Source organism: Nitrobacter vulgaris (assembly GCF_031453995.1).
Lineage (GTDB): Bacteria > Pseudomonadota > Alphaproteobacteria > Rhizobiales > Xanthobacteraceae > Nitrobacter > Nitrobacter vulgaris.
Genome location: NZ_JAVDPZ010000004.1, coordinates 80,576 through 106,135 on the forward strand (window position 1 = coordinate 80,576; position 25,560 = coordinate 106,135).

The window sequence follows — 25,560 nt, forward strand, 5'->3', positions numbered from 1 at the left end:
TGGTGCCGAAAATCCCTACACACCTTTCCTCACCCGCTTTTGGCGGACCGTACGCCCTCGGCCAGCGACGCCGCGAGACCGGCGACCGCGTTGACCGTTTCGGCCGTCGCCTTGCCTTCGGCGTCAAGGCTGCCGCTAAGCACGTCCACCAGCGCCGAGCCGACCACCGCGCCGTCGGAGCGTTCGGCGATGCCGCGGGCCGCATCCGGGGTGCGGATGCCGAAGCCGACGCAGACCGGCAGGCTCGTATGGCGCTTGATGCGCCCGACTGCCTCGCCGACAGCCGCCGAATTCGCCGCCGCGCTGCCGGTGATCCCGGTGATCGAGACGTAGTACACGAAGCCGGACGTATTCGCGAGCACCGCCGGCAACCGCTTGTCGTCAGTCGTTGGCGTTGCAAGGCGAATGAAGTTCAACCCGGCTTTCATCGCCGGGATGCACAATTCGGAGTCTTCCTCCGGCGGCAGATCGACGACGATCAGACCGTCGATGCCAGCTGCCTTCGCATCGTCAAGAAATTTCTCGACGCCGTAGATGTAGATAGGATTGTAGTAACCCATCAGCACGATCGGCGTCGAATCGTCGTCTTTCCGGAAATCGCGGATCATCTGGAGGGTCTTGGTCAGCGTCATGCCCGCCTTCAGCGCCCGCAGGCCCGCAGCCTGGATGACCCGACCATCCGCCATTGGATCGGTGAAGGGCATTCCGATTTCGATGATATCCGCGCCAGCCCCGGGCAGCGCCTTGATGATGGCGAGCGAGGTCACGGGGTCCGGATCGCCCGCCATCAGAAAGGTGACGAAGGCCGAGCGGTCCTGCTTCCGCAACTCGGCAAAGCGCGTGTCGATACGGGTGGTCACTTCTTCCTGCCCTTCAGAATATCGCCGACCTGCGGCACGTCCTTGTCGCCGCGGCCCGAGAGGTTGACCACCATCAGATGATCCTTCGGTCGCTCGGGTGCGAGTTCGATGACCCGCGCGATCGCATGCGCCGATTCCAGCGCCGGGATGATGCCCTCCAGCCGCGTGAGCAGCTGAAACGCCGCCAGGGCCTCCTCGTCGGTCGCGGAGAGATATGTGACGCGGCCGGTCTCGTGCAGCCATGAATGCTCCGGACCAATGCCGGGATAATCCAGCCCCGCGGAAATGGAATGCGCGTCCTGGATCTGGCCGTCGTCATTCATCAAGAGATAGGTGCGGTTGCCGTGCAGCACGCCCGGCCGTCCACCTGTGAGCGAAGCCGCATGCAGCTTATCGAGGCCGTGGCCCGCGGCCTCGACGCCGAAGATCTCCACCGAGGATTCGTCGAGGAAAGGATGGAATAGCCCCATCGCGTTGGAGCCCCCTCCGATGCAGGCGACCAGCGAATCCGGAAGCCGACCCTCGGCCTCCTGCATCTGCTGGCGGGTTTCGTCGCCGATGATCGACTGGAAGTCGCGCACCATCATCGGATAAGGATGCGGCCCCGCCACCGTGCCGATGCAATAGAAGGTGTCGTGCACGTTGGTCACCCAGTCGCGCAGCGCCTCGTTCAGCGCGTCCTTCAGCGTGCGGGTGCCGGACTGCACCGGCACCACTTTGGCGCCAAGCATTTCCATGCGGATGACGTTTGGCTCCTGCCGCGCCACATCCACCGCACCCATATAGACCACGCAGTCGAGGCCGAAGCGCGCGCATAGCGTTGCGGTGGCAACGCCGTGCTGTCCGGCTCCGGTCTCGGCGATGATGCGCTTCTTGCCCATGCGCCGCGCCACCAGAATCTGGCCGAGCACGTTATTGACCTTGTGCGAACCTGTGTGGTTCAGCTCCTCGCGCTTCAAGTAAATCTTGGCGCCGCCAGCGCGGCCCGAGGCCACGGAAATTTCCCGAAGATGCTCGGTTAGACGCTCGGCGAAATACAAGGGCGACGGCCGGCCGATGTAGTCCTTGCGGTAGCGCGCCATGTCACGCTGGAACGAGGCGTCGACCCTGGCATCGGCATAGGCCTTCTCAAGATCGAGGATCAACGGCATCAGCGTTTCCGCCACAAAGCGGCCGCCGAACGTGCCGAAGTGCCCGCGTTCGTCGGGGCCGGACCGGAAGGAGTTGGGGAGGGAATTCATTGTCACCCTTCGTCATGGCCGGATTTATTCCGGCCATCCACGTCTTGCTTGCTGTGAATCTCGATAGAGGTTGATGCCCGCGGCGCAGACAAATTTACGCAATCTACGGCTGCTCTGCGCGAGCATGACGGCTGCCGTAGTGCTCCGGGACTACTCCACATGCGAGGTCACTTCGCGCAAACTGGTTTCCGTCGCTCGCGCGGCACGAATGAAATCTCTGATCATTCCGGCATCCTTGACCCCCGGCGCGCTTTCCACGCCTGACGAGACATCGACCCCGCCAGCGCGGGTGATGCACACCGCATCGTGAATATTGCCTGCGGCCAGACCTCCCGACAGCATGAATGGCACTTTGAGGGATAGATTTTCCAGAAGGCGCCAGTCAAAGGGCACGCCGAGTCCGCCCGGCCGGGTCGCGTCCTTTGGCGGACGCGCATCGAACAGCAGGCGGTCGGCGACGGCGGCATAGCCCGGCAGCTCTGCAAGATCGGCGGCGGTTTCAACGCCGATCGCCTTCATCACAGGCAGGCCGAACAGCCGCTTGATCTCGCGGATACGGGCAACGGTTTCCTTGCCATGCAATTGCAGCAGATCCGGCCGCATGGCCTCCATGATTCCACTCAACGTCGCATCGTCGGCGTCGACGGTCAGGGCGACCTTGCCCGCCCGGCCTCGCACCTGCGGGCTGAGTTCTCGCGCGCGCGGAAGCTCAAGATGCCGCGGCGACGGTGGAAAGAATACGAAGCCCACCATATCGGCGCCGGCTTGCAAAGCAGCGTCAAGCGTCTCAATGGTGGACAGGCCGCATATCTTGACGATCAGGGGCATGGTCTCGAATGATCCGGCGCAAGCCGGCCGATCGCCGCTATCAAGCGCGATGGGAGTTCTACAACGTCGCAAGCGGCTTGTCTCGCCCGGGCGAGAACGCCATTTGAACGTTCTTTTCCTTGCGGCTGGCGGCCAGTCACGATGATTTTGGATCGAATCGATCCAAAAGGCGCTATCCGGTCCGCCGGGTCAAGTCCGGCAATCGCGACGTCTCACGCGACTCGTAGCGGGATCGCAGATCGGCCAGTTCCACGCGCGCTTCTCGCGCATCCGTCTCGTACTGGCGAGACGTATGCCGCCAGCGGCGCTGCCTAAGCCAGGTCGCGGTGCTCCCGGCGACTACGCCGAAAATCGCAACCGCGATAATGAGAATGAACAGCGGCAGCGTGACGCCGGTCTCAGGGTCACTTCCACCGAAGGGATCGAACGTCACCGTCACCAATCGGCGATTGGCGAATGCGAACACGATGAAAAGGACACCAAGCGGAATCAGGATCAAGCCGGTGAGGAATTTGCGCATGATCTCTCTCGCGACGCAGCGTCAGTCGGCAATCGTGCTGACAGGTTCACTCGCCGATTGATGGGGCCGCTCCCCTGAACGTTCCTACGCGCTCGCTTCGCTCGTCGCATTCTCGCGATTGAGCCGCTCACGCATTTCCTTACCGGTCTTGAAAAACGGTACACTTTTCTGATCGACCGGGACGTGTTCTCCCGTGCGCGGATTACGGCCCGCGCGGGCAGGACGATGTTTAACTGAAAACGCACCAAAACCACGCAACTCGACGCGATCACCCCGCGCAAGAGCTGCGACGATCTCATCGAGGATCGCGTTCACGATGTTCTCCACATCCCGCTGGTAGAGGTGCGGGTTGTGTTCGGCGATGCGTTGAACGAGTTCGGATTTGATCATCGAGACTGAGGCCCGTGCGTGGGAAGCCCATTTCCTTGGAAATGGTCAGGACTGTCAAGACGCTAAATGCGATTCGGGCCGTTAGAGAAACCCGCCGCGATGCCTTGCATCGCAGCATCCGAGGTTCCCCGCGGCGCAAAATGCCCGCTCACGACCGGCTCGGACCTCAGTTCGACGGTGCGGGCTGCCATAATGCCAGCATTCCGTTGAGATTGAGGCGATCTGCCGCCCCCACGATGCCGGTCTGCTCGACCTGTCGAGCGATGCTGCTCAATCCCAACGCGTCAAAGGCCACCGAAGCGGCGGTACGAATAAACGTCAGATCGGTCAAACGCGGCGACAATTTGAAATCACGCACCGGCAGGTCGGGCGCGACTTTCTTTTCCGCCACAAGCCACGCGATCGCAGCCTTTTCGTCGCCAAGCTGATCGACCAACTTGAGGTCTACCGCCTGCCGTCCGGTGAAAACGCGCCCATCGGCGACTTTCTCGAGCTGTGCATCGTCCATGCCGCGCCGGTTCTGCACCAGACCCCGAAACCAGGCGTAGGAATCCTTCACCAGGGCATCGATCGCGGCCCGCGCCTCCGGACTGGTCGGTTCATATCCGTTCGGGGCCGCCTTCAGCGGCGATGATTTCACCTCCTCAACCTTGACTCCGACAGTTTTCAGAAGGTCGGTGATATTCGGATATTGAAACAGCACGCCAATCGAGCCGACCAGCGCCGTTTGCTGCGCGACGATGTGATCGGAGGCGAGCGCCGCGATATATCCGCCCGACGCGCCGAGCCCTTCCACCACCACAACCATCGGTTTCTTGGCCTTCAGGCGCGTCAGGGCGTCGTAAAGCTCTTCGGATCCGGCGGTGGTGCCGCCCGGCGAGTTGATGTGGACGATGACCGCGGGGGCGTTCGACTTTCCGAGTCGCTCCAGCGCCTCAACTCGCTTTTGGTCGCTGCGAATCAGACCGTCGATGTTGACACGCTGGATCGCGGAGGCGCCGGTCAGCTTGCCGCCCCAAGGCGTGGCGTAAGCGCCGACTGCAACGACAGCGCCGATCACGATCAAAGCCGACGCCACGCGCCAGAAGGTAAGCTTGCGGCGCAACCTGCGGCGATCGACGATCACGTCGGATTCCATCGACATCGACATTTCTCCTCAAGGAATATTGCGGTCGATCACACCGTCGCCGGTGCATGACATTTGGGCTCGTCAAACTACACCAATCGCGGCGTAATATGAAGAAAGCATGGCCGGCTCCGATCATGCGCCGGAACGTGAAACCGTGCCGTTTGACCTGGCCGTTTGACTTGGCCCCGGCTAGCGGCTGCGCCGGTCCGGCGTGATTAACTCGGGTCGCGGCCCCGACAGCCGCTTGTGCAGGTGGACCATGAAGGCCATGCCGAACAGCGGCGTCGCCAGATTAACGATCGGAATCGCCACGAAAGCTGCGATGACGAGGCCGGCCACAAACACTGTAGAGGCGTTATCGCGGCGCATCGCCTTGGCCTCCGCCGGTGAACGGAACCGCATCGCCGCAAGCTCGAAATATTCCCGGCCGAGCAACCACGCCGTTGCAACGAAGAACACGATCACGCCCACGCCCACGAACACGAACGGCAGCGCAATCAGATAGACGAGCAGCGTCAGCAGTGCTGTCTTGACGCCCTCGGCCATCGCAAGGCCAATCGGCAGCGCCGCGCCCGAGCGATCAGCTGGATAATGCTCGTGCTCGACGATCTCCGCGACGTCGTCGACGAACACGCCAGCAACCAGCGAGGTGATCGCAGGCATCAGAAACACCGCGCCGAACACGATGCCCAAGCCTGCGGCAATTGAAAGAACCCAGGCGAGAATATTGAGCGGCGTGTGGAAGGCCGGCCCCAGCATGGTCTCCGCCCAGAGTTCGCCCGATCCGGCGAGCCAGCTCAAGAGCCGCTGCAGTCCGATCGAGACCACGACGATCAGCACAAGCGCGAGCCCTATCGCGCGCCACAGGATGGCGCGCATCGGCGGCGAAAGAATCTGCGTAAGGGCGTTGACAGCAGCGCCGATCATAAGGGTGCGTTTCCCCAAGGAATCCTGCGCTCAGATAAACACCGCGATCCGCGCCGGCAAGAGCACGGGACCATGAGCGCCTCGAGGAGCGCAAATGCTGCAAGCGAGATGCGAACTTCGGATTCGGGGCACAAGAGCGGGATGAGAAAAAGTATGGAGCGGTTTTCCGTAAAACGCGTCAGATCAAAACCGTAGAACCACGCTTTTGATTCTTTCAGACACGGAAAGGCTCTAGGTGGCGTAGGTCTGCGCGCCCGCGAGTTCGGCCGCGACCATGGCGCCAAGCGCCATGTCACTCTGCTGACCGAAGCCGTGATGAACAATGCGGCCGTTGCGGCCGATCAGGATGCTGGTCGGCGTGCCCTGCATTCCGTAGCGGCCCATAGTGACCGGCAGCGGCGTGCCGTCGCCCGCGGCATCGACGCCGATCGGAAACGTCAGCCGGTATTCGTGAATAAAGGCCTGAAGCGAAACCGGCGTCATTGCAGCGTGATGTTCGAATACCGTGTGCAGACCTATCACCTGAAGATCGGTCGCCTTGAACAACTCATAGGCGCGCTGCGTCTGCGGCGTGCCATGCGCGACACAGCCGGGGCATAACATCTGGAAGGCATGGAGCAGCACCGGGCGGCCGCGCAGTGCTGCCAACGTCATGGGCTCGGCCGTATTGAACCATTGCGAGACGGCAAGTTCGGGAGCGGTGACGTCGGCGTCGGTCATGGAATTGCCTCGCGAGGCCATTTGAGGACCGGGTCCGGCACGCTCTCCGGGTCGGATGTTGCGGCGGGCACGCAGGACTGCTGTCGTGCCCGCGCGCTGCGGACATGTGCCGCGTCCCCCGTTTCGGATCGCTGCCGCGGCGAGGAGCTTTCGTCGGCGATCATCTCTTCCACCGGCGCGGGAGCGAACGACGGCAAGCCCGCCCCGACTTGAATCGGGTCCAAAACACCCGCCACCTCCGCGAGCGGCTTCTGCTTGTCGGCCCAATGGAGCGAGAGGTAATCGAAACCCCGCACGATCGTGGGCTTGACGATCTCAAAATAGGGCGAGATGTCGAAATCTCGTGGCATATAGAGCGAGGAATCGCGAATGTGCAGAATCTCGCGCCGGGCGTTGCGGCTGCCGGCGCGGGTGATCTTCGGCAGGATCGGATAGCGCACCGCGCCGAACGCCTGCGCGATCAACGCCGAGCAGATAATCTTGGTCGGATCGCCAGACCCGAACGCGATCATGCGCCGCCGCCAGCGCTGCGGCACCGGCAGCGGAAACAGGTAACGCATCAGATCGACGATGTTCTTGGTGTCGTAGCCGAAGCCGATCCGGTTGATGGCGTAGCGGCACACCGTGACGCGATCCTCGTGCGACAGCCCGACCGGGCGGCACAACCGGGTGTGATACGGAAGATATTTCGACAGCGGCGCCGAGATGACACCTTCGCCGACATTGGCCTCGATCAGCACATGCGACTCGCCATCGGGCTCGCTGGCGCCGTCGATCGGGCCGACATAAAGCGCGGCATGCGACCATGTCGATTGCGTCAGATACTTGATGATGCCGGAAATACGGCTATTGCCTTCGACCAGGAGAACGTCGCCCTCCTGAATGAGGCCGCGCACGCGCTCCGGATCGCTCGGCGTGAACGGCTCGTACCCCGGCAGCTCCTTCTGGAGGTACGCCGCAATCCATTTTCCGACCGTATCGAGCACGAAACCCATGGCAGTCTCTCTCCGCCTTTCGACCTGACCGGTTTTCCCTCCTTACCATGGCCAAAACCCGTTGCAATTCGGTTCATAGCTGCAATCGCGAAATAACCATCGATTCACCATGACAGTTGCCGCAGGCTGATTGATGCGGCAAGTTCGCCGTGTCCCGAATCCTAAGCCTGCCAGACCGTCGGATCCGAAAAGAACACTGAAAATCTACGATTCTCTGGTGGCATGGAATCAGACCGTTCGTTTTGGAACATGCAAAACGGGAAGCGATTTTTTTTAAAACCACCACGCCGGTCATTCCTGCATTTGAGTCTTGGAAACCATGCCATGAGAATGACACGCCGCGATTTCCTGTCGGCATCCGCCGCCTGTGTAGCAGGAATGGGCATCGGCCGCGCGCCGGCCGCGCCGCTGCCGCGTGATGCCGAGATCGTCGTGATCGGCGCAGGCGCCGCAGGCATCGCCGCGGCGCGACGGATTCAGGCGGCAAATCGCACCGTGCTTGTGGTCGAAGCGGCAGACAGGATCGGCGGACGCTGTCACACCGATACCAGGACTTTCGGGACGCCGTTCGATCGCGGCGCACGCTGGCTGTTTGAGCCCGACACCAATCCGATGATCCGGCTGGCGCGAAGCGTGGGTACAGAGATGTTTCCGGCCCAGCTCGGCCAGAAAATCCGCATCGGGCGGCGTAACGCGCGGGCGGGCGAAACCGAGCAATTCCTCGCGGCGCTGGTGCGCGCACGGCGCGCCATCGGCGAGGCCGCGCGCGGGAAGATCGACGTCGCCTGCGCCTCGGTGCTGCCCGGCGATCTCGACGTTTGGGCTCAGACGATCGATTTCGTGCTCGGCGCCAGCGCCACTGGAAAAGATCTGAAATATCTCTCGGTGATGGATCGGGCGAGCGCGCCTGAGCGCAACGCCGCGATTGATTGCAAACAGGGCCTCGGCGTACTGCTCGCGACGCTCGGCCAAGCCATACCGGTGAGTTTGTCGACGCCTGTCAGCCGGGTGACCTGGGCCGGCCGCGCCATTGGAGTCGAGACACCCGCGGGTCGTATCGACGCACGCGCCGTCATCATCACCGTATCCGTCAATGTGCTGACCGCAGGCAACATCCGCTTCACGCCCGACTTGCCGAAGCGCTCGCTTGACGCGGCTGCGAAATTGTCGCTCGGCAGCTACGATCGCATCGCGCTGTGGCTACCCAACAATCCGCTCGGCCTTGGACACAATGAAACCATGATAGAGCAGAGCAGCGACGGAAAGACCGCGCTTCTCGTGGCGAACGCGGGCGGATCGTCGTTGTGCACGATTGATATCGCGGGCAGCTTCGGTCGCGATCTGTCGGCGCAAGGAGCAGGCGCGATGACGGCCTTCGCCACGGAGTGGTTGACAAAGTTATTCGGTAGCGATGCTGCGGCTGGGGTGAAGCAGTCCGCCGTGACCAGATGGAACGCCGACCCCTATGCGCTCGGGGCGATGTCGGCCGCAGAACCTGGCGGCCACCCCTCGCGGAGAATCCTGATGGAGCCGCTGGGCAACCTGTTTCTCGCCGGTGAAGCCGCGCACGAGACGCTGTGGGGTACCGTCAACGGCGCATGGGAGAGCGGCGAGCGAGCGGCTGACGCCGCGCTGCGAAAAATCGGCGCGAGCAAGGAGCCAGCACAGCCGTCAGCGTCAAAGCACAAGCCATTGCGACACGACAGACGAACGCCGTCGCGAAGCGCAAACGACGCCTTCGGCTTTCCGCTGCCCCGATGACGCGACCGAGGGCGCTGATTTCATGGTCGTCAGGCAAAGACAGCGCCTTCGCCCTGCATGAGATTCGCCGCGAGGGCGCGTTCGATGTCGTCGGCGCACTGACCACGGTGAACGAGAGCTTCGGCCGCGTCTCGATCCACGGCGTGCGCGAAAAGCTCTTGCACGCGCAACTCGCGTCCGCAGGACTGCCGCCGCTCGTCGTGCCGATTCCCAATCCGTGCCCGAACGATGCCTATGAAGAGCGGATGACGCGGGCGATGGCGGATGCAAAGCGGTCCGGCATCACGCATGTCATCTTCGGCGATTTGTTTCTCGCGGATATCCGCGCCTATCGCGAACAAAAGCTCGCCGGCACTGGTATCACGCCGGTGTTTCCATTGTGGCGCCGGCCTACTTCGGCGCTTGCGCGCGACATGATCGCGAGCGGACTGGAAGCGCATCTGGTCTCGATCGATCGAGCGAAGCTCGACCGTTCGTTTGCCGGCCGCAACTTCAATGAGGCGCTACTGAAGGACCTTCCGGCCGGAATCGATCCGTGCGGCGAAAACGGCGAGTTCCACACTTTCGTTTTTGCCGCGCCGATATTCTCGCAGCGAATCGAGGTCGTACGCGGCGACATTGTCGAGCGCGAGGGATTCGCTTACTGCGATCTTGTGCCTGCGTAATCGTTCCAGTGTACTTGATGCGAACCGGTATCCGCCTCGCGTCAAAACGCTTTAACCGCGCAAGCTGCCGCCGGTTCTTTTCGCGACTTCAGCGACGACCTTCGCCGCCACCGCGTCGATCTCCTGATCGGTCAGCGTCTTGTCACGCGGCTGCAGCGTCACCGCGATAGCAACCGATTTCTTGTCCGCATCGATGCCCTTGCCTTCGTAGATATCGAACACCGTGACGCCCGAGATCAGCTTCCTGTCCACGTTTTGCGCCGCGCGGACGATATCGGCCGTTTTCACAACGCGATCGACGATGAACGCGAAGTCGCGCGCCACAGGCTGGAACGGCGGCAATTCCAGCACCGGTTTTGCGCGAGTCGGCTTCTGCTTGGCCTCCGGAATGCGGTCGAGAATCACCTCGAATGCGAGTAGCGGACCATCAGCCTTCAGCGCTTCGAGCACGCGGGGATGCAGTTCGCCGAAATAGCCGAGCACGTTCTGCGGTCCGATCTGGATCGCAGCCGATCGTCCCGGATGCAGCCATGCCGGAAAGTTTTTCGATTCGCTGCCGGCGCCGATCTGCAATGCCTGTGCCGGCGCACCGGCGGCAGCCAGCAAGGCAAGCGCATCGGCCTTTACATCAAGCGCATCCGCGGTGGCCGAGCCCGACCAGTGCCTCCCGAGACCCGCCGACGAGGCCATGCCGCGGCGAAGCCCGGCGGCGGCCATGAATTGATCCTGCGCACCGTCGCCTCTGAAAATCTGCCCGACCTCGAACAGCGCGACGTCGGGAAAGCCCCGGTCGGCATTGGCCTGCGTGATCGCGACGAGACCCGGCAGCAGGCTCGGCCTCATGTCGGAAAGATCCGAGGCAATTGGGTTGGCGAGCGCCAGTTCCTTACTTCCGCCGCCGAACAGCTCGGCCTGCGGCTTGGCGATGAACGACCAGTTGACGGCTTCGACCATGCCGCGCGCCGCCAGCGCACGCCGCGCGCGTCGGGTGCGTGACTGGATCGGCGTCAGCACAGGTTTGCGCGGAGCCTCGCCACGATCGAACGGCGTCATCGGTACCTTGTCGACGTCAACGATACGCACGATCTCCTCGACGATGTCGGCCTTGCCCTGAACGTCAGTGCGCCAGGTGGGGATAGCGACCTTCACAACGGGCCCGCTGCCGGCCACCATGAAACCGAGATGGCCGAGAATGCGCCGCACTTCGACCAGAGGCACATCGATAGCCGCCAGCCGCTTGATTTCGCTCAAGGGGAAATCGATCACGCGGTCATCGGGCAGCGCCTGTCCGGCAACGACGTTCTCCGACGGCGTGCCGCCGCAAAGCTCGATCACGAGCCGCGTCGCCATTTCGAGACCGGGCACCATGAAAGCGGGATCGACGCCGCGCTCGAAGCGATAGCGTGCGTCTGAATTGATGCCGAGCCTGCGGCCGGTCTGCGCGATGTTGATCTCGCTCCATAGCGCCGATTCGATCAGCACATCGGTGGTGGTCTCGTCGCAGCCGGATTGCTCGCCGCCCATGATGCCGGCGAGCGATTCGACGCCCTTGTCATCGGCGATGACGCAAACATTCGGATCGAGCGTGTAAGTGCGGCCGTCGAGCGCCAGCAGCGTCTCACCGTCGCGCGCGCGACGGATCGTGAGATTTCCGTGCACCTTCTTCGCGTCGAACACGTGCAGCGGGCGGCCGCGGTCGTAGGTCATGAAGTTGGTGATGTCGACCAGCGCATTGATCGGGCGCAGGCCAATCGAAGTCAGGCGCTTTTGCAGCCATTCCGGCGACGGGCCGTTCTTCACCCCGCGGACGAGGCGCAGCGCGAAACCCGGACACAGCGCGGCATCCTCCACCGTCACCTTCACCGGACAGGGAAATTCGCCCTTGATCGGCTTGATGGTCGGGTCCTTGAAGCGACCCATGTCGGCAGCGGACAGATCGCGCGCGATGCCGTGCACGCCCGTGCAATCCTGCCGGTTCGGCGTCAGGTTGATCTCGATCACGGGATCGCCGAGTCCGGCCCATTCCGCATATCCCACACCGACCGGCGCATCCGCCGGCAATTCGATGATGCCGTCGTGATCCTCGGAGATTTCAAGCTCGGCCGCCGAGCACAACATGCCGCGGCTCTCGACGCCGCGGATGGTGCCGACGCCGAGCGTGATATTCTTTCCCGGAATGTGGGTGCCAGGCGGCGCGAACACGCTGACGAGGCCCTCGCGCGCGTTCGGCGCGCCGCACACCACCTGGATGTAAGCAGGCTCACCCTTGTCGCTGGTCTCGCCGGTATCGACCATGCAGACCCTGAGACGATCGGCGTTCGGATGCTGCACAGCGGAGACCACGCGCGCGATGGTGAACGGCGCGAACGTCTTCGATTTGTCCGCGATGTGCTCGACCTCGAGCCCGATCATGGTCAGCTTGTCGGCGAGTTTGTCGAGCGGCTCGTCGGTGTCGAGATGCTCTTTCAGCCAGGAAAGGGTGAATTTCACGTCGACAATCCCCCCGCGAGCGTCGGGATCTCAAGCGGCCTGAAGCCGTAGTGAGTGAGCCAGCGCACGTCGCCTTCGAACAATTGCCGCAGATCGGCGATGCCGTATTTCAGCATGGCGATGCGGTCGATCCCCATGCCCCAGGCGAAGCCCTGATAAACTTCCGGATCGATGCCGCACAGCTTCAGCACGTTCGGATGCACCATGCCGCAGCCGAGAATCTCCAGCCAGTCCTCGCCCTCGCCGAAGCGAATCTCGTTCTTGTCGCGGCGGCACTGGATATCGACTTCCAGCGACGGCTCCGTGAACGGGAAGAACGAGGGACGGAAACGCATGTTGACGTTGTCGACCTCGAAGAAGGCCTTGCAGAATTCGTGCAGGATCCATTTGAGGTGGCCGAGATGCGATGACTTGTCGATCACCAGCCCCTCGACCTGATGGAACATCGGCGTATGGGTCTGATCCGAGTCGCTGCGATAGGTGCGGCCAGGGCAGATGACACGAATCGGCGGTGTCTTGCTCAACATGGTGCGCACCTGCACCGGCGAGGTATGGGTGCGCAGCAGGAGGCGCGAAGGCTTTTCTCCGGCCTCCGAGCCGGCTGCCTCCTTCGGGTTGAAGTAGAAGGTGTCGTGCATCTCCCGCGCCGGATGGCCTTCCGGGAAATTCAGCCGCGTGAAATTATAGTCGTCGGTCTCGATATCGGGACCTTCGGCGACCGCGAAACCCATGTCGGCGAAGATCGTGGTGACCTCGTCCCACACCTGGCTCAGCGGATGGATGCGGCCGGCTTCCGCGGGCGTCTCGCGCAGCGGCAGCGTGACGTCGATCGTTTCCGACGCAAGGCGCGCGTCGAGCGCGGCGGATTTCAGTACCTCGCGGCGTGCGTTGATGGCGGCGGCCACCCGGTCCTTCAGCATGTTGATCGCAGCGCCGCGCGTCTTGCGTTCGTCCGGGGACATCGCGCCAAGCGTCTTGAGCAACGCCGTCACCGCGCCGTTCTTGCCGAGCGCCGCGACGCGCACCGCCTCCAGCGCGGCTTCGTCGCCTGCATTGTCGACAGCGCCGGTCAGTTCCTGTTCGAGAATCTCGATGTCGGCCATCCCTTTTACTCCGGCATGATGAACAAGTCGGTCTCGCGCGGCTTGCCGCCCGCCTGCGTCAGCATCGCGTGAACCTGCCCGCGATGATGGGTCTGATGATTGAAAAGATGCATCACGAGCTGCCAGCGCGGCTTGGTCACGCTGCTCCCTGTCGCGCCGGAGAACCAGGTAAGATCTGCCTTGATCCAGTCCGGATCGAGACCGTCGGCCCACTCGATCAGCCGGGCGTCCGCGGCGCGACGCTCGCGCTTGAGTTCGCTCCAGTCGGGAACAAGCGTCGGCGACTCGCCGATCCCGCAACCGGGCCTCGGCCAGTCGGAGAACCGGCTCATCCACATGCGGTCGGCCCAAAGCAGATGATTGAGTGTGCCGTGGATCGAGCCGAAGAACGCGCCGCGATCGCGGCGGCGTTCGCCGTCCGACAGACCGTCGGCCACGGTGTAAAGATTGTCGTTCTGCCAACGGTTGTACCGGGCCATCCGCCTGGCATAGCTGATATCGATCATCCGTCGCTCCCGACGGCCGATCGTCGCGAAGCCTCAAGCCGCGAGCGCGGCCTTGGCCTTCTCGGCGATCGCCTGGAACGCGGCGGGCTCGTTGATGGCGAGATCCGACAGCACCTTGCGGTCGACCGTGATGCCCGACTTCGACAGGCCGTCGATGAAGCGGCTGTAGGTCATGCCGAACGGCCGGACGGCGGCGTTGAGGCGCTGGATCCACAGGGCGCGGAAGGTGCGCTTCTTGCGCTTGCGGTCGCGGAAGGCGTACTGGCCGGCCTTGTCGGCGGCGGCCTTCGCGGCGCGAATGGTGTTCTTCCGGCGGCCGGAAAAACCCTTGGTGATCTTGTAGACTTTCTTGTGCTTGGCATGAGCCGTCACACCGCGCTTGACGCGAGCCATGACCGATCTCCTTCAAAGTGACTGGTGAATTTGACGCCGCTTGGCGCGGCGGGATTGCAACAGGTCGGCCGTCAGGCGTTCGGCAAGAAGTACTTCTTGATGTTGTCGCCGTCGGTCTTGAACAGGATGCGGGTGCCGCGAAGCTGACGAATCTGCTTCTTGGTCCGCTTGATCATGCCATGTCGCTTACCGGCGTGGGCGGACACCACCTTGCCGGTCCCGGTCACCTTGAAGCGCTTTTTAGCGCCCGATTTGGTCTTCAACTTGGGCATTTGGCTCTCCTGTTGCCACGAAAAAATGCGCCCCAAGGGGCGCTTTTTGCGGCGAAATGCTCGCTAGAGCGTTGAAAATGCTCGACTATATCTGAAATGACATCGCCGGCATGGTCGTCGCCACGGCAGCCCTTGAATCAGCCGGGCGGCGAAGATCGGGCTTATGGCAGAGGATGGCCGGATTGGCAACGATTTAGGGAAAGAACGATCGCTATTCCCAGCCGGAAGGGGCTGCCCGGGAGAGATGTGCCCACTTAAAAAATAGCTGAAGGCAAGTCGCTTGGAACAGACACGGCGCGCTCCCTCTCCGCTTGCGGGTTAGGTCTTGCAGAGGCTCGTCGAAACTGGCCCGCCAGATGTCTCGCGAGCCAATTTCGGTCGAACTCTTAAAGAGATGAACGCAGCCTCAGCGCGGTGCCAGCACCATGACGACCTGGCGGCCCTCGAACCTGGCGTCCTGCTCGACCTTGGCGTAGGCGGCGACGTCGGCCTTCACCTTGTCGAGCAGTTTGGTGCCGATCTCCTGGTGAGCCATCTCGCGGCCGCGATAGCGCAGGGTGATCTTGACCTTGTCGCCCTCTTCGAAGAACCGCTGCATCGCCTTCATTTTCACGTCGTAGTCGTGATCGTCGATCATCGGACGGAGCTTGATCTCCTTGATCTCGACGACCTTCTGCTTCTTGCGGGCTTCGGCGGCTTTCTTCTGGGCCTGAAACTTGTATTTCCCGTAATCCATGATCTTGCAGACGGGAGGACTGCTGTTCGGGGCAATCTCGACCAGATCCATACCGGCATCCATGGCCATCTTGATGGCGGCGATCGTTTCCACGGTACCTTGGTTGGTGCCGTCCTGATCGATCAATTGAACCTGGGCATTGCGGATTTCATCGTTGGTGCGCGGTCCGTCTTTCGCGACGGGCATTGGCGCTCTACTGGGACGGCGAATGGGTGGCTCTCCAATGTTGTGAAAGAAGCGCCTACTTTGAAGGAATAAGCGGCTGCGGGCAAGCGGGGGAATTTAACGCGGGGCAAAACCATCGAACGCGAGGTATTTTGGTCACGCCGATCAATTTCGATCCGCTACTTGTTCCGCATCGAGCAGGCATTCAAATGGGGGAACGGCACTGCCGGAAACACGCAAACGGACGGACGCCATGACGAGCGAGACGGCAGCGCAATTTATCGAGGTCGGCGGCGGCGACGCCATGCGCCGGATCGCCGTGCAGGCACGGCGCGGGGACTCCCCGGGCCTGTTCTGGCTCGGCGGCTTCAAATCCGACATGGCGGGCACCAAGGCGCTGGCGCTCGATTCGTGGGCGGCCGAACGCGGTTTGGCCTGCGTGCGCTTCGACTACTCCGGTCACGGGACTAGCGGCGGCGAGTTCACCGATGGCACCATAGGACGCTGGCTCGAGGAAAGCCTCGCGGTGTTCGACGCTTTTTGCGAGGGGCCGCAGGTGGTGATCGGCTCATCGATGGGTGGCTGGATGGCGCTTCTGCTAGCGCGCGAGATCGCGCGACGGGCATCCTCCCGCGCCACGCTCACCGGCCTCGTGCTGATCGCACCGGCGCCGGATTTTACCGAGGAGTTGATGTGGAAGACCTTTTCGCCGGAGGCCAGACATGCCATCGAAACCGATGGTGTCTGGCTGCGGCCGTCCGATTACGGCGATCCCTATCCGATCACGCGCGAACTGATCGAGGAGGGCCGCAACCATCTGCTGCTTGACCGCAGCATCTCGACCGGCTGTCCGGTGCGCATCCTGCAGGGCGCGCAGGATCTCGACGTGCCGTGGCGTCACGCCTTAACGCTGACCGAACGGTTGCCGAGCGATGACGTGGTGCTGACCATGATTCAGGACGGCGACCACCGGCTGTCGCGTCCACAGGACATCGCGCGCATTTTGGCGGCGGTGGCGGAGTTCTTCTGAATCAGCGGACGGCCGATCATGCCCGGCCTGCGGCGAGCATCCTCATCTCGAAACGTTCCTCGGCGGGCTATCCGGCTCGAGCATCCGGAAGGCCACTCTATCTGCGCTTAACTGTGAGTTTGGCGGAGCCTTCATTGTTGCGATAGAATGCGTCGTAGAATCCGGGGATGCCCAGCACCGCATCGTTGACGAACACAAGCAACTCGCCGCTGCGCGTCGGCCGGATCACGGCCTCGATGGTGCCGTCTTCCGGATCGGGATCGAGAAACACCTCCTCGCCGCCAACCGCGCCGTAGCGCAACACCAGGCGGAACCACGGCCGCGTTAGCTCGCGACGCAAGGGAACGCCGAGCACCAGCGCCAGCTGCTGATGCCAGTTCGGCGCATCGGTCGAGTAGAATCCGCCGAGCGGGGACCGAATGCCGCCGTCCCGGAACGGCTCGGTGGTCTCCACCTTGACCACATAGCGCGCGCCATTGCCCTGGACGAAAATCCCGGTGTTGTTGCACAGGCCGGATGTGGCGAAGGTCACGCTGGCTTCCTCGCCGCGAGTTAGCGCTTTCGCTTGGGAGTTTTCGCGGCAGGTGAAGCCCGCGATATCCTGCGCGTTGTAAAGCAGGTGGCTGGTCAGCGTGACCCCGAGATAGACGAACAGCAGCGCAAAGAAGGCCGGCGCGCCGCGCCGCTTCAGCCAGTCGTGAAAAGCGACGTAGATGCGGCTGGTGCGCAGCCGATAAATCCAGTTTGTCGGTCCCTTGGTGGGCGCGCACGGGGCGCGCCGCCAGATCGCGCCCATCGTATCCGAGATGCCTGCCGCGAGCCATGCGCTCCAGGCGATCAGCACAATCACGGTGATGAGCAGGAGTGAAAACTGCACCGGGCTGCGAGCGTAGCCGTCGATCCAGGTCTGCGCGAATCCGGGCAGGAAGCCGCCGACCAGGCGGATGATGTCCGAGATCCAGCGGACCGGGCTGAGATACTCGTCCTTGGCAGGCAGCTTGCGCAACAGCGGGTAGAGCGCGAGCCAAAGCGAAACGCCGACAGTAAGGAAATAGACGATGCGGCGCTTCCACACCTGGTTCCAGACATGCTCTTGCGCTTCGGCGCGTTTCGCCGCCTCATCCGAGGTTTCAAGCCCGAACGCATCGGGCGTGACGATTCGCCCATCATAAGTCGCGATATCGTAGACCGCGGGAAGCCCCACCGGCGCATAGGCGTGGGCGCGGCTTGCGATTCGGCACAAAGCGCTCTCGTGAATCTTCGGTCTCGCCACCGACACCACGTCCCGTTTGGTGTAGGCGTAGCTGGAGAGAAGCTCGATCTTGCGCGGCCCGTAACGGTAGTATCCGCCGACACCCTTGCGCGGATCATAGAGCCGGCCATCCTTGTCGCACATTGCGACGGCATGCTTGAAGGTGTCGGGATCGGCTGGCGGCGCCCCCTGATCCGACTTGAAGCGCAAACCGCAGGCCTGCGCTTCCCGCAGCATCCAGACCAGTGAAATATAAGCCAGTGAATCGTCCGGATAGCCGCCGCCGACGTTGGAATGAACGCCAGGAAACCAGACCTGACTCACCTGTTCGTCGGCAAGATAGCGCTCACCGTCCCCGCGAAGCCGGGCAGACTGTGCTCCGCTCTCATCCCACAATTCGGGATGGAAAGTGGTTCGCTCCTCGTCGATCGACAGCGCCTGGCAGGCCCGCATCACCCGCGTCAGATCGAGCTTGTGGTCGGGCAATTGCAGCGGCCAGATGAAGCGGCTGACGCCTCGCGTCATCTCGTCGATCGGCAACCCGTAGGCGGTGACAGTATCCCACACGCCAACGAAGCGGATGCGCTGGATCACGCGATTGTCTGCCTTGTCGTAATCGTCGCGCCAAACCAGATCGCGCAAAGCCCTGAACAGATGCTCGATGCGCCAGACCGTATGATAGCGTTCGCGGCGATAGGCGCGATAGGCTGCGCGCGCCTTGCGATCCAATTCTTCCTCGGTGGCGGCGGCAATCAGTCCTTGATTAAGGATCAGCCCCATCACCACGCGAATGGTGAAGGCGCCCCGGCTAAAGCCAAAGCCGAATATCTGGTCACTTTCGTCAAGCCAGTTGCGGCAGGCGAACTTGTAGATATCGATAACGTTGCGTTTCAGCCCGAAGCCGAACGCGCCGCCGAGCACGGCGAGCGGCTTGAACGACGACGTGCCGACGCCGTCATCGTAGAACGCCACCTGATCCGATCCGGAAAGATCAAGCCCTTCGAATGTGCGCCAGACGTTGGTGCGCCAGACCTTCGCCGCGGAATTTCCGGTGCCATCAGAGAGCAGAACGATTTTCCGGCCCATGCCAACTCCCGGAACGATGTCGCCCGACGTTGATCCGCCTTCTCTCGAAAGCCAACGACGCCCGCAGCGGGCGTCGCTTCTCTTAGCGTCAACTCAATCGCGGCCAGTTAGCCTTGCCAACTGAGGGAGGAAGGTTGGCAACGGCTAACTCATCCCTGTGACATTCACGATGGGTTCGAGGTCATCGCCAAAGCATCGACCATCAACCCCATCGTTCTCCTGATCAACCAATCGTCACAAGAAATTGGCGACCGCTTTCGTCGAGGATGCCATCGCGGAGCTAAATCCCGCGCGAAGGCTTGTCAGGAACTGGGCGAGGGGCGACGGACCGACGCTCTCGCTCTTGCGACGGGTCTCCAGCCGCTCCATGCTCAAGCTCGACGCTTCAGCCTGATCAGCCAACGACACAGGCGCCTCCTGTACCATCTCTTCGCCACGGTCAGATTCGATCACCGTGGCGTATTGGATGACCTTGATCGCCTTGCCCTTGGCGTCGAGGACCGGAATGTACGAGGCCCGGATCCAGACTTCCTTGCCGTCCTTCCCGATGCGCTTGTACTCGGCCGATTGAGCCTCGCCGCGATTGAGCTTGGCCCAGAATTCGCGATAGGCAGAACCTGCACGCTCCGAAGCCTCCACGAAGATGCCGTCATTCTTGCCACGAACGTCGCCGAGGGTGTAACCCATCGCCTTCAGGAACTTGTCGTTGGCGGCGATAATCGTACCGTCCGGTTTGAATGCGGCCATTGCCTGGGCGCGTTCGATGGCGGCAAGCTGATCCGCGTTTTCCAGCGCCTCGAGTTTCCTGGCGGTGATATCGGTCGCGACTTCAATAACCTTCGTGGGTTTGCCCCTCGAATCCAGGACCGGATTATAAGAAGCCTGCAACCAGACGATCTTGCCGTTCTTGCCGATACGCTGATACTCGGCTGACTGTGACTCGCCGCGATTGAGCTTGGCCCAGAATTCGCGATAGGCGGCGCTGGATCGTTCGCCGGCCTCCACGAACATGTGATGGTGATTGCCCTGGACCTCGTTGAGGAGAGAGTAGCCGAACGCTTTCAGGAAGTTATCGTTCGCGGTCAGGATCTTTCCATCCATTCCGAATTCGGCGACGGCCTGCGACTTTCCGATGGCCGCGACCTGGCCCTCCAGCTCAGCCGCCTTCAATTTCTGTTTGGTGACGTCAGTCGTGAACGCGACAACCTTGAACGGCTTTCCGGTCTCGTCCACGATTGGATTGTAAGTCGCGAGAATCCAGACTTCTCTCCCGCCTTTACCAAACCGCCTGTATTCGGCCGATTGAGTCTCGCCGCGATTGAGCTTGGCCCAGAGTTCGCGATAGGCCGCACCTGACCGCTCCGACAGCTCCACGAACATGCCATCATGCTTCCCCTGCACTTCGCTAAGGGCGAAGCCCATCGCGTTAAGGAAGTTTCTGTTCGCGGTAATGATCGTGCCGTCCAATTTGAATTCGACCACGCCCTGCGCGCGTTCGATGGCGGAAACCTGACCCGCGTTTTCCAGATTCTTGATTCTTTTCGCGGTGATATCGGACGCGAGCGCGATAACTTTTGTCGGATTCCCCCTCGAATCCAGCACCGGAATATAGGACGCCTGAACCCAGACTTCCCGGCCGTGATTGTCGATGCGTTTGTACTCGGCCGATTGGGTCTCGCCCTTATTCAACCTGGCCCAGAAGTCGCGGTATGCGGCGCCGGACCGTTCGTCGGTCTCCACGAACATGCCGTGGTGCTTTCCGCGAACCTCCGCCAGCGTGTAACCGAGTATGCTGAGAAACTTCTCGTTAGCCGTGATGACCGTTCCATCGATACCGAGCTCGATGACGGCTTGAGACTTGCTGATCGCTGCGGCTTTCGCGGCATTTTCTTTCGCGATCGACCATTTTTTGAAGAAAAACATTGATCCTCCCCAGGAGTTAGATCCAAGACTACCAAAGCTCACGACTCGCGGGCGAAGCTTGGTAACTTGATGATGAATGGAATCGGTTAAAACGAGGTTAATCGGCCTGGATCGCGAGACATACCCGCAGCTCTTCGGTGTCAGAGAGCTTCGGCAGCCGCCCGGGCTTTCCGTTTTTCTTAGTTTTTTCAACAGCTAACGCTTCCCCTGGTATCGGCGACGAAGCAGCCGGCGAAGGTTATCCGCCTTTGTTGCACGGCGATGGCAGTGACCGTTTCCTGAAGAAGTACAACATTCATAACCGCCGCCTGCTGCAGCCTCGGTATGCATTGAGTCGCGTGAGTCTAGTCCAGACTCGGCGGTCAGAACGGCATCAAAGTCGCCCCCGCAGGCCGTCAGCATGGTGCGCTGCGATCTCGAACACTTCGAGCTGGAACCAAAGAACCATCTGGACCAGCGACAAATCCGTTCCGCACGGGATTGTCGCCTATGGTCTGGCATGTTCCGTTAGCCTGTTGCCGAGGGCCAACTGGAACGCGGACACGGGAAAATTGGAGCGGGCGAAGGGATTCGAACCCTCGACCCCGACCTTGGCAAGGTCGTGCTCTACCCCTGAGCTACACCCGCATCCGAAAACAGGCAGCCGATCGACGGCCGCCGAAGGGCAGAGCTATGCCAAATGCGGCGTGCGAATGCAACAGCCAGATATGAGGTCCTCTCTCCCAAAGTCCCCTCCACTGGACGGCAGCCGCGATACCGGTGCCATTCAGAGGACCACGAGGGAACGATGCCCCGCCCGCCAATTGCAATATTTCCGCGCAGGGACCAATTTATGGGTCCGGATCGTGCTAGCAAGGATATGCGAACTTTGGGACGGCGCAGACCGCTCCTTCCGGGGACATCAGGCGAGGATCACGTGACCATAGTCGAGCACGGCAGCGAGCCGCCACCGCAGGCGTCGGATCTGATCAACGAGACGACGACCCAGACCTTCATGAAGGATGTCATCGAGGAATCGATGCGCCAGCCGGTGCTGGTCGATTTCTGGGCGCCGTGGTGTGGACCATGCCGCCAATTGACCCCGATCCTGGAAAAGGCGGTGCGCGCCGCCGCTGGCAAGGTCAAGCTGGCGAAGATGAATATCGACCAGCATCCTGCCATTTTTCAGCAGCTTGCGGCACAAACCGGTAATCAGTCGATTCCGGCGGTGTTCGCTTTTACCGGTGGGCGACCGGTGGACTTCTTTATGGGCGTTGTGCCCGAGACCCAGATCAAGAGCTTCATCGACAAGCTGACGCAAGGCGCGGGGGCGGCGCCCGGCACTCCGAATATCGAGGAAATCTTGCAAGAGGCGGAAGCCGCGCTCGCCGCAGGCGACCCGACCACGGCGGCCGAGGTCTATGCCGAGGTTCTCGGTATCGACGCCGCCAATCTTCCGGCGATCGCCGGACTTGCGCGTTGCTATGCGACCACCGGCGCGATCGACAAAGCCAAGCAAACACTCGCGCTGGTGCCGGAATCGAAGCGCGGCGACGCCGCCGTGACAACCGTGCAGGCCATGATCGACCTCGCCGAACAGGCGAGTTCACTCGGCCCGGTCGTCGAACTCGAGCAGAAGGTTGCGGCCAACCCGCTCGATCATCAGGCGCGATTCGACCTGGCTACCGCACTGAACGCTGGTGGCCAACGCAGCGAGGCCACCGATCACCTGCTGGAAATCGTCAGGCGCGACCGCAAATGGAACGATGATGCCGCCCGCAGGCAGCTCGTGCAATTCTTCGAAGCGTGGGGCGCCGCGGACGAAGCCACCGTCGAGGGACGCAAACGCCTGTCGACGATCCTGTTTTCTTAAGCGGTCCGGTCTCACATTTGCGTCCGTTCAGCGAACGGCCTGCGAATGTAAGACAGGGCAGGACCGCTACAAGCTTTGCCCGTGAGAACATTTTCCGGCTAAGTGGAATCCGGTTAGACGTTAGAAAATGCTCTCACTTAATAACTTGCGCGTATTCTCATCGCAAAACCGGTATCCACTTTTACGGAATACGCGCTAGCACCGGACTCGTTCATGCCCATCAATGCCGAATACCGCGGACCCGGTGACCTTCCCGAAGTGATACCAGTGTTCCCGCTGCCCGGCGCACTGCTGCTGCCGCGCGGCCAAATGCCGCTCAACATCTTCGAAATGCGCTATCTCGCAATGGTCGACGACGCGCTCCGGGACGGCCATCGTCTGATCGGCATGATCCAGCCCGACATCGCCCATTCTGCGAGCGAGGACAAGCCGGAGCTGTTCCATGTCGGCTGCGTCGGGCGCATCACGCAGTTCGCCGAATCCGGCGACGGCCGTTATATCCTCGAGCTCACCGGCGTCTCGCGTTTCAAGGTCGTGGAAGAGCCGACGGTGTTGACGCCCTATCGCCAGTGCAAGGTCGATTTCTTCGCTTACGCCGATGATCTGACCGCGCGCAAAGGCGAGGACGCCGTCGACCGCAAACGGCTGCTCGAGGTGCTGAACGATTTTCTCAAGGTCAACGACTTGAAGGTAGACTGGAGCGACATCGAGAACGCCCCGAACGAGGCACTGGTCAACGCGCTAGCAATGATGTCGCCCTATGGCCCGTTGGAGAAGCAGGCGATGCTGGAGGCAACTGACCTTAAAACGCGCGCGGAAATCTTGATCGCGGTGACCGAAATGGACCTCGCAAAAAAACGCACCAGCGGCGACCCCGGATTGCAGTAGCTAGCGAAACGTCTCAACTGGTGGAGTGGATTGGACATTCGCCACCGACGTGCGGCAAACTCGGCAAGCGAATGTCAGATTCAACCACAACCCATATGAACCCACCCGCCCGACTTGATCCTTCGAAGAGACCCGTATGACGCCGCCCCCCTCCGATCGTCCCGAAGATACCGTCGATCCAAAGCTTCTGGAGATTCTGGTCTGTCCGGTCACCAAGGGACCGCTGGAATTCGACGGCAAACGGCAGGAACTGATTTCGCGCTCGGCGAGACTAGCCTACCCGATCCGCGACGGCATTCCGATCATGCTGCCGGAAGAGGCCAGGAAGATCGAGTGAGGGTAAATCGAGCGAGGATGATGCACGCCGCCCTGGCTCTTCATTTCTCATCGGAAGAGGCATCGTCCTGACGGCGGCGACGCCACTCGGAGCGCCGCAGCCGTGCTCTCGCGTCATTGCACCACCTCGCCGTGCTGGCTGATGTCGAGACCTTCGCGTTCGTTCTCGCCGCTGACCCGCAGACCGATCACCGCCTTGATGGCAAGCAGGATGATCAGGGTGACGATGGCGTCGTACACGACCGTGGCGAGGATGCCGTAGATCTGGACGATCACCTGATGGGTGTTGCCGTCGATCAGGCCCGTGCCGGCCTTGTTGATGGCGGTGCGGGCGAACACGCCGGTGAGCAGCGCGCCGATGATGCCGCCGACGCCGTGGACGCCGAAGGCGTCGAGGCTGTCGTCATAGCCCATCATGTGCTTGAGGCCGGTGGCGCCCCAGTAGCAGCCGATGCCGGCGACGGCGCCGATGACCAGCGCGCCGCACGGATCGACGAAGCCGGAGGCCGGGGTGATGGCGACGAGACCGCCGACCGCGCCGGAGCAGATGCCGAGCGCGCTCGGCTTGCCGCGCAAGCCCCACTCGACGACCATCCAGGCCAGCGCCGCGGCGGCGGTTGCGATCTGGGTCACCGCCATCGCCATGCCGGCCTGTCCGCCCGCCGTCACCGCCGAACCGGCGTTGAAACCGAACCAGCCGACCCACAAGAGCGACGCGCCGATCATGGTCAGCACCAGGTTATGCGGCGCCATGTTCTCGCTGCCGTAACCCTTGCGCTTGCCGAGCACCAGCGCGCAGACGAGGCCCGCGACGCCGGCGTTGATATGGACCACGGTGCCGCCGGCGAAGTCCAGCACGCCGAGACCTCCGAGGAATCCGCCGCCCCAGACCCAGTGCGCGACTGGCGCATAAACCAACAGCGACCACAGGCCCATGAACCACATCATCGCCGAGAACTTCATCCGATCCGCGATCGCGCCGCAGATCAGCGCTGGCGTGATGATCGCGAACGTCATCTGGAAGCACATGAACACCGATTCCGGGATCGTCGGCGCGGCGGCGGCGATGGAGTCCGTGCCCATGCCCATCAGCAGCATGCGCGAGGCGCTGCCGAGAAAGTTCGTACCCTCGGTGAAGGCCCAGCTATAGCCGATCACCATCCAGAGCACGGTGGCGAGACAGGTGATGGCGAAACTCTGCATCACCGTGGCGAGCACATTCTTCTTGCGCACCATGCCGCCGTAGAACAGTGCGAGGCCGGGGATCGTCATCATCAGCACGAGCGCGGTGGAGGTCAGCATCCACGCGGTGTCGCCCGAATCCAGTTTGGGCGGCGGTGGCGCGGCAGGGGCGACCGCTGCGGCGCTCTGGGCAAGCGCGACGTCGGCAAATCCCGCAAGGCCGGCTGCGGTGAGTATCGCCGCGATGGCCAGTCCCGCGCGGGCCGGGCATTCGAACGTCATGTGCTTTACTCCTGATTGAGGAAGGATG

General features: G+C 62.2%; 24 protein-coding genes and 1 tRNA gene. 6 read left to right on the forward strand and 19 right to left on the reverse strand.

Going from position 1 to position 25,560, the window contains the following annotated elements:
• Positions 1-29 precede the first annotated feature (29 nt).
• The 9 genes from trpA to GGQ85_RS03570 form a co-directional block, all read right to left on the reverse strand.
• Entirely contained in the window at positions 30-860 is an 831-nt protein-coding gene (trpA, locus tag GGQ85_RS03530; RefSeq protein WP_309773385.1) for a tryptophan synthase subunit alpha, read from the reverse strand.
• Positions 857-2,101, reverse strand: a complete 1,245-nt coding sequence (trpB, locus tag GGQ85_RS03535; protein WP_309773386.1) for a tryptophan synthase subunit beta — start codon at positions 2,099-2,101, stop codon at positions 857-859. Before trpB ends, trpA begins: the two co-directional genes overlap by 4 nt.
• Before the next feature lie 150 nt (positions 2,102-2,251).
• Positions 2,252-2,929, reverse strand: coding sequence for a phosphoribosylanthranilate isomerase (locus GGQ85_RS03540; RefSeq protein WP_309773387.1), 678 nt, complete (start codon positions 2,927-2,929; stop codon positions 2,252-2,254).
• 172 nt (positions 2,930-3,101) lie between these two features.
• A complete protein-coding gene (locus GGQ85_RS03545; RefSeq protein WP_079445111.1) occupies positions 3,102-3,449 on the reverse strand; it encodes a LapA family protein in 348 nt (115 codons plus the stop codon).
• An 84-nt stretch (positions 3,450-3,533) separates the two neighbouring features.
• Positions 3,534-3,839 carry an integration host factor subunit beta gene (locus tag GGQ85_RS03550; RefSeq protein WP_009796612.1) on the reverse strand — a complete coding sequence of 102 codons (306 nt, stop codon included), beginning with the start codon at positions 3,837-3,839 and terminating at the stop codon, positions 3,534-3,536.
• A gap of 166 nt (positions 3,840-4,005) precedes the next feature.
• Positions 4,006-4,983: a signal peptide peptidase SppA gene (sppA, locus tag GGQ85_RS03555; protein ID WP_079445144.1), complete on the reverse strand. Its 978-nt coding sequence runs from the start codon at positions 4,981-4,983 to the stop codon at positions 4,006-4,008.
• 174 nt (positions 4,984-5,157) lie between these two features.
• Positions 5,158-5,895, reverse strand: a complete 738-nt coding sequence (locus tag GGQ85_RS03560; protein ID WP_079445112.1) for a sulfate transporter family protein — start codon at positions 5,893-5,895, stop codon at positions 5,158-5,160.
• Between the two features lie 231 nt (positions 5,896-6,126).
• On the reverse strand, positions 6,127-6,615 hold the full coding sequence (locus tag GGQ85_RS03565) for a peroxiredoxin family protein (RefSeq protein WP_309773388.1): 489 nt from the start codon (positions 6,613-6,615) through the stop codon (positions 6,127-6,129).
• Positions 6,612-7,610: a YiiX/YebB-like N1pC/P60 family cysteine hydrolase gene (locus GGQ85_RS03570; RefSeq protein ID WP_309773389.1), complete on the reverse strand. Its 999-nt coding sequence runs from the start codon at positions 7,608-7,610 to the stop codon at positions 6,612-6,614. Before GGQ85_RS03570 ends, GGQ85_RS03565 begins: the two co-directional genes overlap by 4 nt.
• Before the next feature lie 324 nt (positions 7,611-7,934).
• Between GGQ85_RS03570 and GGQ85_RS03575 the strand changes: the two genes are divergently transcribed.
• Entirely contained in the window at positions 7,935-9,371 is a 1,437-nt protein-coding gene (locus GGQ85_RS03575) for a flavin monoamine oxidase family protein (RefSeq protein ID WP_309773390.1), read from the forward strand.
• Positions 9,368-10,036, forward strand: coding sequence for a Dph6-related ATP pyrophosphatase (locus GGQ85_RS03580; protein WP_309773391.1), 669 nt, complete (start codon positions 9,368-9,370; stop codon positions 10,034-10,036). The genes GGQ85_RS03575 and GGQ85_RS03580 overlap by 4 nt, the downstream gene beginning before the upstream one ends.
• Positions 10,037-10,087: 51 nt before the next feature.
• Here the strand turns inward: GGQ85_RS03580 and pheT are convergent, their stop codons facing one another.
• The 6 genes from pheT to infC form a co-directional block, all read right to left on the reverse strand.
• The gene (pheT, locus tag GGQ85_RS03585) at positions 10,088-12,526 is read right to left on the reverse strand and encodes a phenylalanine--tRNA ligase subunit beta (RefSeq protein WP_309773392.1); all 2,439 of its coding nucleotides are present in this window, start codon (positions 12,524-12,526) and stop codon (positions 10,088-10,090) included.
• Positions 12,523-13,629 (reverse strand): phenylalanine--tRNA ligase subunit alpha, encoded by a 1,107-nt coding sequence (pheS, locus tag GGQ85_RS03590; RefSeq protein ID WP_309773393.1) that lies wholly within the window; start codon positions 13,627-13,629, stop codon positions 12,523-12,525. Before pheS ends, pheT begins: the two co-directional genes overlap by 4 nt.
• A 5-nt stretch (positions 13,630-13,634) precedes the next feature.
• Positions 13,635-14,135 (reverse strand): DinB family protein, encoded by a 501-nt coding sequence (locus tag GGQ85_RS03595; RefSeq protein ID WP_309773394.1) that lies wholly within the window; start codon positions 14,133-14,135, stop codon positions 13,635-13,637.
• 33 nt (positions 14,136-14,168) lie between these two features.
• A complete protein-coding gene (gene rplT / locus GGQ85_RS03600; RefSeq protein ID WP_079445120.1) occupies positions 14,169-14,528 on the reverse strand; it encodes a 50S ribosomal protein L20 in 360 nt (119 codons plus the stop codon).
• 71 nt (positions 14,529-14,599) lie between these two features.
• Positions 14,600-14,800 carry a 50S ribosomal protein L35 gene (rpmI, locus tag GGQ85_RS03605; protein WP_011508684.1) on the reverse strand — a complete coding sequence of 67 codons (201 nt, stop codon included), beginning with the start codon at positions 14,798-14,800 and terminating at the stop codon, positions 14,600-14,602.
• A 406-nt stretch (positions 14,801-15,206) separates the two neighbouring features.
• Positions 15,207-15,746, reverse strand: a complete 540-nt coding sequence (gene infC / locus GGQ85_RS03610; protein WP_079445121.1) for a translation initiation factor IF-3 — start codon at positions 15,744-15,746, stop codon at positions 15,207-15,209.
• 208 nt (positions 15,747-15,954) lie between these two features.
• Here infC and GGQ85_RS03615 point away from each other — a divergent pair, with 208 nt between their 5' ends.
• Positions 15,955-16,731 carry an alpha/beta hydrolase gene (locus GGQ85_RS03615; RefSeq protein WP_309773395.1) on the forward strand — a complete coding sequence of 259 codons (777 nt, stop codon included), beginning with the start codon at positions 15,955-15,957 and terminating at the stop codon, positions 16,729-16,731.
• A gap of 97 nt (positions 16,732-16,828) precedes the next feature.
• Here GGQ85_RS03615 and GGQ85_RS03620 read toward each other — a convergent pair whose 3' ends face one another.
• The 3 genes from GGQ85_RS03620 to GGQ85_RS03630 all read right to left on the reverse strand — a co-directional run bounded on the left by GGQ85_RS03620 (position 16,829) and on the right by GGQ85_RS03630 (position 21,619).
• Positions 16,829-19,069, reverse strand: a complete 2,241-nt coding sequence (locus GGQ85_RS03620; RefSeq protein WP_309773396.1) for a T6SS phospholipase effector Tle1-like catalytic domain-containing protein — start codon at positions 19,067-19,069, stop codon at positions 16,829-16,831.
• A gap of 234 nt (positions 19,070-19,303) precedes the next feature.
• Entirely contained in the window at positions 19,304-20,992 is a 1,689-nt protein-coding gene (locus GGQ85_RS03625; RefSeq protein WP_309773397.1) for a PAS domain-containing protein, read from the reverse strand.
• Positions 20,993-21,544: 552 nt separating this feature from the next.
• Positions 21,545-21,619 (reverse strand) — tRNA-Gly (locus GGQ85_RS03630).
• 289 nt (positions 21,620-21,908) lie between these two features.
• On the opposite strand from GGQ85_RS03630, the gene GGQ85_RS03635 reads away from it, so the two are divergent.
• The 3 genes from GGQ85_RS03635 (at position 21,909) to GGQ85_RS03645 (ending at position 24,069) form a co-directional block, all read left to right on the forward strand.
• Positions 21,909-22,844, forward strand: a complete 936-nt coding sequence (locus GGQ85_RS03635) for a tetratricopeptide repeat protein (RefSeq protein ID WP_309773398.1) — start codon at positions 21,909-21,911, stop codon at positions 22,842-22,844.
• Between the two features lie 213 nt (positions 22,845-23,057).
• On the forward strand, positions 23,058-23,732 hold the full coding sequence (locus tag GGQ85_RS03640; protein WP_079445126.1) for an LON peptidase substrate-binding domain-containing protein: 675 nt from the start codon (positions 23,058-23,060) through the stop codon (positions 23,730-23,732).
• Positions 23,733-23,868: 136 nt separating this feature from the next.
• On the forward strand, positions 23,869-24,069 hold the full coding sequence (locus tag GGQ85_RS03645; RefSeq protein WP_079445127.1) for a Trm112 family protein: 201 nt from the start codon (positions 23,869-23,871) through the stop codon (positions 24,067-24,069).
• A gap of 113 nt (positions 24,070-24,182) precedes the next feature.
• On the opposite strand, the gene GGQ85_RS03650 is transcribed toward GGQ85_RS03645, so the two are convergent.
• Positions 24,183-25,532, reverse strand: coding sequence for an ammonium transporter (locus tag GGQ85_RS03650; RefSeq protein WP_374708841.1), 1,350 nt, complete (start codon positions 25,530-25,532; stop codon positions 24,183-24,185).
• Positions 25,533-25,560 lie beyond the last annotated feature (28 nt).